This is a genomic window from Halomonas sp. PAMB 3232 (assembly GCF_031954225.1).
GTDB lineage: Bacteria > Pseudomonadota > Gammaproteobacteria > Pseudomonadales > Halomonadaceae > Vreelandella.
The window spans coordinates 1,339,772-1,352,156 of record NZ_CP134865.1 but is presented as its reverse complement, the minus strand read 5'-3'; the positions used below and the strand labels follow the sequence as shown (position 1 = coordinate 1,352,156).

Annotated in this window: 11 protein-coding genes; 3 read left to right on the top strand and 8 right to left on the bottom strand. The window is 58.9% G+C overall.

Going from position 1 to position 12,385, the window contains the following annotated elements:
• Positions 1-21: 21 nt before the first annotated feature.
• The 7 genes from RN346_RS06175 to RN346_RS06145 form a co-directional block, all read right to left on the bottom strand.
• A complete protein-coding gene (locus tag RN346_RS06175; protein ID WP_311962471.1) occupies positions 22-1,302 on the bottom strand; it encodes an O-antigen ligase family protein in 1,281 nt (426 codons plus the stop codon).
• A gap of 125 nt (positions 1,303-1,427) precedes the next feature.
• Positions 1,428-2,867, bottom strand: a complete 1,440-nt coding sequence (locus RN346_RS06170; RefSeq protein ID WP_311962470.1) for an MBL fold metallo-hydrolase — start codon at positions 2,865-2,867, stop codon at positions 1,428-1,430.
• Positions 2,868-3,009: 142 nt separating this feature from the next.
• Positions 3,010-3,561: a dTDP-4-dehydrorhamnose 3,5-epimerase gene (gene rfbC / locus RN346_RS06165; RefSeq protein ID WP_263584495.1), complete on the bottom strand. Its 552-nt coding sequence runs from the start codon at positions 3,559-3,561 to the stop codon at positions 3,010-3,012.
• A complete protein-coding gene (rfbA, locus tag RN346_RS06160; protein ID WP_263584496.1) occupies positions 3,561-4,445 on the bottom strand; it encodes a glucose-1-phosphate thymidylyltransferase RfbA in 885 nt (294 codons plus the stop codon). The genes rfbC and rfbA overlap by 1 nt, the downstream gene beginning before the upstream one ends.
• A gap of 27 nt (positions 4,446-4,472) precedes the next feature.
• The gene (gene rfbD / locus RN346_RS06155) at positions 4,473-5,369 is read right to left on the bottom strand and encodes a dTDP-4-dehydrorhamnose reductase (RefSeq protein ID WP_311962469.1); all 897 of its coding nucleotides are present in this window, start codon (positions 5,367-5,369) and stop codon (positions 4,473-4,475) included.
• 46 nt (positions 5,370-5,415) lie between these two features.
• Positions 5,416-6,474: a dTDP-glucose 4,6-dehydratase gene (rfbB, locus tag RN346_RS06150; RefSeq protein WP_263584498.1), complete on the bottom strand. Its 1,059-nt coding sequence runs from the start codon at positions 6,472-6,474 to the stop codon at positions 5,416-5,418.
• Between the two features lie 135 nt (positions 6,475-6,609).
• On the bottom strand, positions 6,610-8,328 hold the full coding sequence (locus tag RN346_RS06145; RefSeq protein ID WP_311962468.1) for an LTA synthase family protein: 1,719 nt from the start codon (positions 8,326-8,328) through the stop codon (positions 6,610-6,612).
• 253 nt (positions 8,329-8,581) lie between these two features.
• Between RN346_RS06145 and RN346_RS06140 the strand changes: the two genes are divergently transcribed.
• Together RN346_RS06140 and RN346_RS06135 are read left to right on the top strand one after the other, a co-directional pair.
• Complete coding sequence (locus RN346_RS06140) at positions 8,582-9,337, top strand: hypothetical protein (RefSeq protein ID WP_311962467.1); 756 nt, start codon at positions 8,582-8,584, stop codon at positions 9,335-9,337.
• 220 nt (positions 9,338-9,557) lie between these two features.
• Positions 9,558-10,601: an acyltransferase family protein gene (locus RN346_RS06135; RefSeq protein ID WP_311962466.1), complete on the top strand. Its 1,044-nt coding sequence runs from the start codon at positions 9,558-9,560 to the stop codon at positions 10,599-10,601.
• A gap of 19 nt (positions 10,602-10,620) precedes the next feature.
• On the opposite strand, the gene RN346_RS06130 is transcribed toward RN346_RS06135, so the two are convergent.
• Entirely contained in the window at positions 10,621-11,613 is a 993-nt protein-coding gene (locus RN346_RS06130; protein ID WP_311962465.1) for an acyltransferase, read from the bottom strand.
• Positions 11,614-11,743: 130 nt separating this feature from the next.
• On the opposite strand from RN346_RS06130, the gene RN346_RS06125 reads away from it, so the two are divergent.
• Positions 11,744-12,376, top strand: a complete 633-nt coding sequence (locus RN346_RS06125; RefSeq protein ID WP_311962464.1) for a hypothetical protein — start codon at positions 11,744-11,746, stop codon at positions 12,374-12,376.
• Positions 12,377-12,385: the final 9 nt, after the last annotated feature.

Here is a 12,385-nt window from a genome sequence, read left to right as displayed (position 1 = left end):
GCTTTTTGATGAGAGCAGCGCTCAGCGTGTGAACGATGCGGCAACGGCGGCTGATTGGCGCCGATAAGCGCTATACGCCCCCCACCATACCGCCAGCCAGAAGGCGTAGAACATGGCGCCGCTGTTGTGTGCCATGAACGTTTGCGAGAGACCGAAATCGATATAGGCCACGGGTAGTAGCGTGCCCGCCACCGCCAGCGAACGAACGCGCAAGTCGGCATGCGAAAACCCCGAGGCAAACAACCGCATCGGCACGAGATAAAGGGCCAGCAAAATAGCGAGCCCTACCACGCCGCGCTTGGCGGTGGCATCGATGAACTCATTATGGGCGTGGTCGAATCCGGCCGCTGCCGGGTTGATGACCCCGCGCTCGGCCAGGGCCTGCATGGCGTCGACGTAGCCCTGCTCGCCCCATCCCAGCACCGGACGCTCGGCAATCAAAAGCCCGGCGCCGCGCCACATCTGAAAACGAAGCCCGAGCGACGTATCGCGCTCGCCCTCACCGATATACTGAGCTACATCATTGATCCCGGCGTGAACGCGCTGCTGCACCCCGGTTTGCGGCGTGGCGTACATGATCACGACAACGGCCAGCAGTAGCGCCACCGCCGCCGCTTTGACCTTTAGCGAAAGCCCGCGACCGTAGCCGCGATACAGCACGAACGCGATGAACGGAAGGCCAATCCATCCGCCGCGGCTGCCCGATAACAGCGAGCCCAGCATACCCAGAAACGCCCCCAGCATCAGAAGCAAAAGCCAAAACGCCCTGCGCCGTTGAGCGAACGCCCAGCCAAGCCCGGCCAAACATAAAACGCCCATCAGCATGCTCAGGTTGCCAAACTGAATCACGTACACGAAGCCGTCGGCGCGCGCCCTATCCAGCGCCAGGTTTTGCCAGAGCGCCCAGCTCCCGGAGCCAATGGCACCAAGCGCCAGCCCGCTCCAGAGCCATGAAAGCCGCGGCGGGCAGCGCAGCACCAGCAAAAGCACCGGTACGGCCAACAGAAACCGTGATGGTCGGTCAAAGCCGCGCGCGCCCAACTCGATGGTCGAAAGTACACCGACCGCCAGGCCATAAAGGCACAGTGCCGCGATGAGCCATCGATCCTGACGCGTAAGCGTTGCCATTCCCACGCGGCGAGAAAGCAGGCAAACGCTTGCCAGAAGCAACAGCGCGGCGCCAATGGAGTAGCCCGAAGGCACCACCAGCGCCAGCGCCCCCATTAGAAATACGCACACGCTCACATAACGCGCTAACGGGCCCGCAGGCAGTGTGGCTTCCCTTGTCTTGCTAATGTCCATGATGCGCCATGCTCCGGCCCTGGTGCCTTTACTCATTGCTACTTTTAAGTGGTTATTTGTAGATGGTTACGTGTAACGCGTAAAAAGCTCGGATAGTAGCACAGCTCGCGCGTAGGCTCGCGGCCTCAATCATACGGCTGATTATCGGGAAGCGTGACCGTCAGCGCTTTGCCCTTTTTTTGCGCCAACGCTTCCAGCGCCGATTTCAGCGCCAGGCGCGCCGTTGAGTCGCCGTGCACCAGGCGTACTTCGCGCGGCCAGCGGCGCATGCCGGCCACGAAGCGTAACAGCCCGTCTTCATCGGCGTGGGCGGAGTAGCCGCTGATCGACGTCACGCCGGCGCGAATGGTGAAACGCTCGCCCTCAAGCTCAACCCAGCCGCCCGCCGGCCCATAGCGCTGAATATCGCGGCCCGGCGTGCCCTCACCCTGATATCCCACGAACAGCACCTGATGGCGGGTATCTTCGAGCATCGCCTTCAAATAGTTGACCACACGCCCGCCCACGCACATGCCGCTGGCGGCAATGACGACGGCAGGCCGTCCACTTTGGGCCAAATACGTCACCGTACGCAGATGCGCCTCGTGACTATCCACGGTATAGAGCGATTCAAAATCGAGCGGGTGGCGGCCGGCGCGCACGCGCGTTTGGGCCTCGGCGTCCCAGTAGGGTTTGAGTGTGCGATACACCCGGGTAAAGCGCGCCGCCAAAGGAGAGTCGACGATAATCTCGAGCGCTGCCCACCGCCCTCGGCCCGCCGCCCGGTGAACGATGCCCTCCAGCGCGTACAAAAGCTCCTGGGTGCGGCCAATGCTGAACGCGGGAATAATCACAGTCCCCTGGTGGTCGAGCGCAGCGTCGATCGCTTTTTTGAGCGCTTGGGTTCGGCCTTCGCGTCGTTCGTGGCGGCGACCGCCATAGGTGGCCTCCAGCACCAGCACATCGGCCTTGGCCGGCGATTTGGGCGCCGGCAGCAGCGGAGAGTTGGCCGCGCCCAGATCGCCGGAGAACACCACACGCTCGCGCTGGCCGGTTTCAGGCTCGCGCAAACCAACCTCGACGAAGCTCGAGCCCAGAATATGCCCCGCCCGGCGCAGCTTGACGCGCATGACCAGATCCTGGTTATTGACGACCGAGTGCCAGCGGTCGTATTCAAGCGCCACCACCTGCTGCTCCAGCCGCTCCAGAAAGCGCTCGATCAGCGCGCGGTCGCGGGTAAAGCCGATCTTGAGCGCGTCTTCGATCACCAGCGGCAACAGCCGAGCGGAAGGAATCGAGCAGATGACCGGGCCATCGAAGCCCGCCGCCAGCAGGTAGGGCAAGCGGCCCACGTGGTCGATATGCACGTGAGTAATGACCACGGCCTTGATCGAGTCGACGTCGAAATCGACCGTCATTTGATCGAAACGCGCCGGGTCGGCGTCCTGGCCCTGAAACAAGCCGCAGTCGATCAGCAGTGACGGCCCGGCACGAGCATAAAGCTGATGGCAGCTCCCGGTCACCCCATTAGCCCCGCCCCGGTGAACGAGCGTGGAAAGCGCTGGTTTTCCCCCGTGATTTACCATTTCGCCCCCTTTGGATCATCAAGCGGTCGTGGCCACTACCCTACCCCCACTCGCAACAAAAAGTAAAATTAGGCTTCTGCATAAAAAAACGCCCACCTCAGCGTGGCTGCGGTGGGCGCTCATGGCTTTCGATGGGCGGCGCTTAGCGCTCGAACACGTCGGCGGCGGCGAAGTTGCTACCGGCCTGGTCCTTCTCGGAAAGCGCGAACTCGACGGGAAGCGTGGGCCACTCGATACCAAGCTCGGGGTCATCGAAGCGAATGCTGCGCTCGGAGGCCGGGTGATAGTAGTCGGTGGTCTTGTAGAGAAAGTCCGCGGTGTCCGACATCACCACAAAACCGTGACCAAAGCCTTCCGGCACCCAGAGCTGGCGGTTGTTCTCGGCGGAAAGCTCGACGCCCACCCACTGACCGAAGTGGCTGGAATCGCGGCGAAGGTCGACCGCAACGTCGAAGACGCTTCCCTGGGTGACGCGAACGAGTTTGCCCTGGGGCTGCTCGAGCTGGTAGTGAATGCCGCGAAGCACCCCCTGACGCGAGCGCGAGTGGTTGTCCTGCACGAATTCACGTGTGCAGCCAGTGGCCTCTTCGAACGCCTTTTGATTGAAGCTTTCCATGAAAAAGCCGCGCTCGTCGCCGAACACTTTGGGCGTCAGAATCACGACGCCCGGCAATGACGTTTGTTCGACCTGCATTAGTGACCTCCCTTGCTATCGAGCCGCGCAAGCAGATACTGGCCGTAACCGGTCTTGGATAGCGCGCTGGCGCTTTCGCGAAGCGCTTCATCGCTCAGCCAGCCTTGGTGCCAGGCGATCTCCTCGAGACACGCCACCTTCAGCCCCTGGCGATGCTCGATGGTTTGCACGTACTGGCTGGCTTCCAACAGGCTGTCATGAGTACCGGTATCCAGCCATGCAAAGCCGCGGCCCAGGCGCTCGACGCGCAGGTCGCCGCGCTCCAGATAAGCATTATTGATGCTGGTGATCTCGAGCTCGCCGCGCTCGGAAGGCTCTACCTTTCTGGCGATCTCGACCACGTCGTTGTCGTAGAAGTAGAGCCCGGTCACTGCGTAGGGCGACTTCGGCTTGGCCGGCTTCTCCTCGATGGAAACGGCGGTGCCGCTTTCGTCGAACGCCACCACGCCAAAGCGCTCCGGGTCCTTCACCAGGTACCCAAACACGGTAGCGCCGCTTGGCTGCTCGCTTGCGCGCTTGAGCTGCTCGGAGAAGTGCTGGCCGTGGAAGATGTTGTCGCCCAGCACCAGGCACACCGGGGATTCGCCGATGAACTCTTCACCGATGATGAACGCTTGGGCCAGACCGTCCGGGCTAGGCTGCACGGCATACTCGAAGCGCACGCCGAAGGCGCTACCATCGCCTAACAGGTTTTCGTACTGCGGCAAATCTTCCGGGGTCGAGATGATCAGAATCTCGCGGATGCCGGCCAGCATCAGCACCGAGATCGGATAATAGATCATCGGCTTGTCGTAAATGGGCAGCAGCTGCTTGGAGACGCCGCGGGTGATGGGATGCAGGCGCGTGCCGCTGCCCCCGGCCAGAATAATACCTTTACGTTGCATGGTGTCCTTCCTTGCTCAAGGCTCGCTTTAACGCGAGCTTGCGATTTCTTGCACGGTCAACGCGACCTGGCTTTGCCAATCCGGCAGCGTGATTCCCAATGCTTTCTCGAGTTTACCCACATTCAGGCGGGAATTCAGCGGCCGGGTAGCGGGCGTGGGGTAGTCGCTGGTGGGAATGGCGCCCACGCCCTGCTCGGTGATCGAAAGTGGCAGGCCGGCCTTTTCCGCGTGCTCGAAGATTTCGCAGGCAAAGCCGTGCCAGCTGGTGTGCCCGCGCGGTGCCAGGTGATACACCCCGCTTTTGAGATCGCTGCCGTCCGGGCTCAGCCATCTGGTCAGCGCCTGCTGAGTGACCAGCGCGATCAAGCGAGCGGGGGTCGGCGCGCCCACCTGATCGTCGATGATGTTGAGGCTTTCGCGCTCGGCGCCCAAACGCAACATGGTGGCCAAAAAGCTCTTGCCGAAGGCGCTATAAACCCAGCTGGTACGAAAGATCAGATGTCGGCAGCCGCTGTCGCTCACCGCCTCGTCGCCGGCAAGCTTGGTCTCGCCGTAGACATTACGCGGCCCGACCGGGTCGCTCTCGCGCCAGGGCGTATCGCCGTCACCGGTATAAACGTAGTCCGACGAGTAGTGCACCAGCAGCGCGTTGTTCACCGTGCAGTGAGCGGCAAGCTGAGCGGGCAGCGACGCGTTCAGGCGCGTGGCCGCCGCCTCGTCGGATTCCGCCTGGTCCACCGCCGTATAGGCCGCCGCGTTGACGATGACATCCGGCTGATGCGTGGCAAGATATGCATCCACCGCCTCGCCATCGGCCAAATCCAGCACCTGGCGCGAAGGAGCCAGCAGTTCCCCCAGGGTCGCCAGCTGGCGTTTGAGCTCGAAGCCCACCTGCCCATTACCACCGGTAATCAGGATCTTCATGGTCAAATCCTTTTAAATCAGAATGATCGATGATCGCTTTGCCAAATCATAAGCTCCCTAGCCGCTCGCCCTGGTAGCTGCCGTCCTGCACGCGCTGCCACCACTGCCGATTGTCCAGGTACCACTGCACGGTTTTACGCAGGCCGGTCTCGAAGGTCTCTTCCGGGCGCCAGCCCAGCTCGCGCTCGATCTTGTCGGCGTCGATCGCGTAGCGCACGTCGTGGCCCGGGCGGTCAGCCACGAACGTAATCAGCTCGCGGTAGCTTTTCTCGGCGGGCACCAGCTCCTGAAGCAGATCGCAAAGCGTCTCGACTACTTCCAGATTCGCCTTCTCGTTGTGGCCACCGATATTGTAGGTCTCACCGACCTTGCCCTCGGTCACTACGTTCACCAGCGCCCGGGCGTGGTCTTCGACAAAGAGCCAGTCGCGCACCTGCTGGCCATCGCCGTATACCGGCAGCGCCTTGCCCGCCAGAGCGTTCAAAATCATCAGCGGAATGAGCTTTTCCGGGAAATGATACGGCCCATAGTTGTTCGAGCAGTTGGTCAGCAGCACCGGCAGGCCATAGGTGCGATACCAGGCGCGCACCAGGTGATCGGAACTTGCCTTGCTGGCGGAGTACGGGGAGCTCGGCGCGTAGGGAGTCTCTTCGGTGAACAGATCCTCGGGGCCTTCCAGATCGCCGTACACTTCGTCGGTGGAGACGTGATGAAAGCGAAACGCGGCGGCTTTCTCGGGGCGACTCTCTTTGAGACCGTTCCAATACTGGCGGGCGGCTTCCAAAAGCGTGTAGGTCCCGACGATATTGGTCTCAATGAACGCCGCCGGGCCGTCGATCGAGCGATCCACGTGAGACTCCGCCGCCAGATGCATCACCGCATCCGGCTGGTGGCGCTCGAAAAGCCGGGCCATGTGCGCGGCGTCATTGATGTTGGCGTGCTCGAAGACGTAGCGCTCGTTGCCCTCGACGTCAGCCAGCGACTCCAGGTTACCGGCGTAGGTCAGGGCATCGACGTTGACGACCTCATGGTCGGTGTTGGCGATGAGGTGCCTGACGACTGCCGAGCCGATGAATCCTGCTCCACCCGTGACTAGAAGCTTCATAATGACTGCCTTGTGCATGACCTTGAGATTGTGCAACTGCCGTTTTGAAGGGCCCGAACGTCAGGCCATTGAAAGCAGCGATCCAGCGCACAAGGATAACATGCAAACACCGGCGGGCACCCCCCAAGGCACCGGCTACTGGCGCTCGCGAGCCAACCGCTGCAACAGGTCGCGCTTGAGCGGTCTGGAAAGCATCGATGCACGTACAAAGCGGCTATCGTCGCCGTCAACTCGAATCACGCCCTGACCTTGCGGGCAGAAAACATTCACGAGATCGCGCTGATCACCCCGTGCATGAAAGACACATGCAGGCGAGGTATCGTCCGGGTTCAGCAGGCTACGCGGTGGGCTTTGATGACAGTACGGGGGCTCGCTAACATGCGCCAAAAGCGTTGGCATCAAATCGGCCTGATGATAGAGCCCACTGACCTCGCCCACGCCCTTTTCGCCGGTGAGAATGAACCCGGGAACGTTCGAGGCCGCCGCACGCCCTAAAAGCGCGTGCTCCTCGCGACTCATCATGGTCATCGCACGATGATCACTGACCACCACCAACAGGCCATTGCCGAAAAACCCGTCGCGCTTCAGGGCCTCGATAAAGTCGGCGGCGGTGTCATCCATATAGCGAAAAACCTGTTCTTCGCTTCGCTCGTGCGTATCAGGATGAACGAAAGGATGATGCGTGCTGACGTTCTCGATCACCACGAACTGAGGATGAGGCGAGCGCTGGCGCTGGCGCAGGAACGACAAGGCATGCTCATAAAGTGCGGCGTCCTCCACGGCGTTGAAGTGATGGCGCGCCAAGCCATCGAAGGCGGGGGTGTCATGACCCTGCAGCGTGTCGAAACCGATATGCGAAAGCCACTCTCCCTTATGGGTAAAAGAGAGGTCGCCCGAGGTAAGAAAGCTACGTTTATAGCCACGCGCAGCTAGCGCGTGCGGCAGCGCCTGCTCTGCACGCCGCCAGGCACCCTCGAAAGCCTCGGTTTGCGTGGGCGGCGTAAACGGCAGTACCAGCTGCCGGCCGGTCAGCAGCGACACTAGCCCATCGTTGGTGGTGGAACCCCCAGCGTGCAAGCGAGAGAACCAGGTGCCCTCACCCGCCAAGCGGTCCAGCCGCGGTGTCCAATCATTGAGCCCTGACCAGCGCTGACTGTGATAAGGCGACCAGGACTCCAGCACCAAAACGACCACATTATCGCGGTGCGCAGGCGTCGATGTGCAGTAATACGGCGCAGGGTCCGTCTGAAGATGCCCAAGGGTTTGCGCACCGTAACGCTCGTCGATGCCGGTTGGCCAGTTGGCGGCCAGAACGTTTTCAAGCGCCCATTGGTGTACGTACCCAGGTGTGGGCAATAAAAGGGCCAACCCGGCGACGCTCAGCATCAGCGCCGCACCGGTCAGTCCGAACCGGCGACTCAACGCGTGCTGGGGTGATATCCGTATCCACCACCACCCGCTGAGCGCGACCAATAACGTACACGCTATCGCGACCGACAAGGGCGCCTGGTCCAACACGCTTACCGCCAGCTCGGCGTCGGCCAGGTAGATACGGGCATCGGCAATCATGAAACGAGAGTTGAACTGCACCATGGTGGCGATATCCAGCACATACAGCCAAAACCCCATCACCGCAGGCACCCGCCAAAGCAGCGTCCACCATCGCACAGGCCTCAACGTAGATACCGCAAACAGCAGCGCCAGCGCCACAAGATAAGGCACATCGGCTTTAATGACGGCAGGCGTCGCGCACCAGCGACAGCTCAATACCGCGCTCGACATGTCCTGCAACACCGCCACGCGCACCACCAACGCAGCCACCAGGCAAAGTCCGAAAACCCCCAGTGGCGTCATCCAAAACCGCCACGCGTCGGGCGAGGTCAACGGGTAACACCTTGCATTCATACAACATACTCAAAAGAAGCCGTTCGCCCGCCAGTGGGGGGCTCGTTTAAAACCATTGACCGATAAAATCAGGTGCTATCCGGGCAAGACGCTACCGGGGCGTGATAGCATTTCGCCGTATTGGCAGAGCAAAGCGTCAGTCACGTAATGCCCTTCCCCACACGGTGCGCTGTTGCGGCACGGATACTACAAGAGATTCGCCATGCTTGCTTTTCGCATCGTACTTTTGGCTGGACTGGCGGCGCTCGCCGGCTGTGGCGACACGGCGACCGATTTGCCGCGAGTCGCCCACGCCGGCGGTGGCGTCAACAACTGGGCCTACACAAACACGTTCGAGGCGCTCGATTTCAACCGCGACCACTTCGAGCTTTTCGAGATCGACCTCTCCTGGACCGCCGACGATCAGCTGGTATGCGTACACGACTGGCAGTACAACGCCGAGTATATTTTTCAGCGCCGCTTCGATACCCGCCCCACCCTTGCCGAGTTCGAGCAGCTCGTTAGCGAGAACCCCTACGTTAAAAACTGCACGCTCGATACCCTCGTTGAGTGGCTCAAGGCGCACCCGGGAAAGCGCCTGGTACCGGATATCAAGGAGCGTGAACTGGAAGGGCTTGCGCGCATTGCCGAGCGGTTTGATCAGGTGGGCGATCATGTGATAGCGCAGATGTATGACCCCGCTCAGTACGAGCAGATTCGCGCGCTGGGCTATCGCGATATCATTTGGGGGCTCTACAAGGTTTACCTCATGCCGTTGGATGAGATTATCGATCACGCCAACGACATGGAGCTATTCGCGGTCTCCATGCCGCGCCGAATGGCCGAGCGCGGCGATGGAAAAGCGCTGGGTGAGGCCGGTATTGCGACCTACGTGCATACGGTGAACACCCAGCGCGAACTGGAGTACTACCGGTCGCGGGGCGTGGACGATATTTATACCGACTGGCTGGCGCCTTGAGCATCCATCAGATCAGTGCGCCCACTCAAACCGGTTTACGAATCGACTTACCCATCACCGCGAAGCTCTTTGCTGGTGATACCTTATGGCCCTAACATTCGATTAGCTTTTAAGTACATGATAAAATTTAACTCCTATTTATCCCCCTGACATTGATGACAACTCAATAGTGAACATAAAGGGGGAACGCCGCGACGAGAAAATTAAAAGGCTGGTTTGAATGTCAAAAATCACGAATGGAATGGAATCCAACATATACTGGATCGATCTTTGCCGTGTGATAGCCACCCTGGGGGTCATTGCCATTCACGCCAGTGCTGACAGCTTTTATCAGTTTTCCACGCTTGATACGGGTAACTGGTTATCAGCAAATGCGATCGACTCGATATCTCGCATTTCGGTACCATTGTTCTTTCTTCTGTCCGGATTTCTCATTATTACGCCTCACCGTTCTGCTCCTTCGTTAAAAGGGCTGCTTAGGCGCATACAAAGAATTGCACTACCTCTGATCATATGGAGTACTCTCTTTCTTTTTTATACCTCCTATTATACAAGAGAAAGTATCGACTTTTTTAGCATTCTACAAAGCCCTGCGATGTATCACCTGTGGTTTGTCTATGCGCTATTGGGTGTTTATCTGTTGATCCCCATTTTACAGAAAATAACCGACCTGCTAGTGGAACGAGTCGACTACGCCATATATTTTCTGGTGCTCTTTTTTATCGTCAACTGCCTACCTTTTTATTGGCAAGGAGGTTTGTATGGCCTTGTATTTGACAAAGGGTTGCCAAGCTATGCGGGTTACTTCGTATTTGGAGCATATTTCAAGTCATACCTTGCCACGAAAGGCGTCTCCCAATTTCAGGTCTTTATCGCTTTGGTTGCGTTCATCACGTCATCGCTCATAACTTTTTTATACACGTGGATGTTGTCAGATCGATATGACATGGCCATTCAAACGGCTTACGAGTACTTATCGCCTAACGTGTTTATCGCCTCAATTTCATTCATGGTGCTAATTAGCCAGATCAAAACGCCAAGCTTTTCTACTCAAAAAGCCGTAAGCTTCGTTTCGGAAAAAACGTTCGTTATATATTTCGTCCATGTCGTGGTGTTGGACAAAATATCGAATGCCTTGGCTAGTAATACTGAATTGCCTACAGGGCTTTTTATTATTCTTGTCCTAATAGTCACTTTTTTCATTAGTTTAATTTTGGCTATTGGTGTGCGAATGCTACCGAAATCAAGGCTCGTGTTCGGCTAATGCTAGAAGGCCAAGACCGCTAATAAGGCGCGCTCATCCAGCGCGCAAGGCGTGGCTTGCAAAAGCGAAGCAGCGGCGCCTCGACCAAAACCCAGGACCCCCAAGCCAGCAAAATCGAAAGTATCAGCGCAGCCGCCATCCCCCCTACGCCAGAGACCACGGGGTCAAGCCACATCGGCGGCAGGTTGTGAAAGAGATACACCCCAAAACTGATTGTGCCGAGAAACGCCAAGAGCCGAGACGAGCGGACAGTCAGGTGGCTGTGTAGCACCACCCAGAACAGCAGCCCGAACAGCAGTACCATCACGCCGCGAAAATAAAACCCCGAAAACTCAGAAGTCAGTTCGAGAAATGTCTGGTAAAAGAAGCCGCAGGCAATGATCACGCCCATCAGGGCCAGCGTCAGCCAGCTATAGGTTTTGGAAGGCTTGATCTCACGACGATGGGCCACATGGCCGATTAGCCCCCCCAGCCAAAACGCAAACAGGTGCAACGGAAATACCCATAGTTCGATGTATCCATCGTGCCATTCGATCAGCGGTGTTTTTAACGTCGCCACGGCTACCAGCAACAGCGCCCCTACCTGCCAAGCGCGCGGCGTTACCCGAGGCAAAAATGCCACGAGCGTAAAAAAGGTAAAAAAGACCGGCATCGACCAGAACGGCGGGTTCAGCGCAAAGACCGTGGCCTTATCGGGTACGGTCAAAAGAAACGTTAGGTGGTGAAAAAGCAACGCCGGCCAGCTCGAAACTGGCGGCCACTGCGTGAGCAGGTATGCGACCACGGCCACCAGGTACGCTGGGTATAAACGAAGCAGCCGCTTGACCAGATAATGAAGCCCTCGACTGTGCTCCCAATTCAGCGCGTAATATCCCGCCACAATGAAAAAGCAGCCCGTGCCGTTGCTGTAAAACGAAAACTGATAATAGTGACCGGCATAGTGACAGGCCACTACCAGCAGCGCTCCGAACACCTTGGTCAGGTGCAATGCGTTGAAAAGTGAGGGCGACATGGGGGCAGCACCGCTAGCCATAAAAGGGCAAAACCATACACTATTTGGCCGTTTTTATAAAAAGCGATCAATTTAACATACGGTACGCCGTTGAACGTAATACTTCACTTTGCCAAAAAAGAGCCTGCTCATGCCCCTACAAAACCGCATCGACCCCTACGGCCAGCTTTGCAGCGTCAGTGCTCGCGGCGCGCTAATGGGCAATCGCGGCCTACTGCACGATGACGATAAAGCCATCAAGCGGCCCTGGGCGCACAAGCAGTGGGTCACCTGCGTGACGCACTTTCCAGGCCACGAGCGCCCGGTATTCGAACCCGGGCGCTATTCCCAGCTCTTCTTTCTGGATGAGGCTACCGCGTTTGCCGCCGGGCATCGCCCGTGCGGGTCCTGTCGCCAACAGCGCTTCAAGGCGTTCAAGCACGCCTGGCTTGCGGCCAACCCGCGGGCGGGCATCGAAAAGCCAAGCCTTGCGGACATCGACAAAACCCTGCATGCCGAGCGCGCCCGGCGTGGCGGCCACAAGGTAACCTTTCAGGCAGCTCTTGAGGGGCTGCCCTTTGGCACCCTGATCGATCTGGGTGGCCAGGCGTATCTGGTCACGCAAAATCACCTGTTACCCTGGAGTTTCGAGGGTTATGGGCCGGCCACTCCCCTGCCCGCCTCGGGCACGCAAGTGACCGTGCTGACCCCGGCCTCCATCGTGGAGCTGTTTCGGAGTGGCTTTCGCCCGCAGGTGCACGAAAGCGCCGAAGATCAGCGCTAAGCCGCTTCG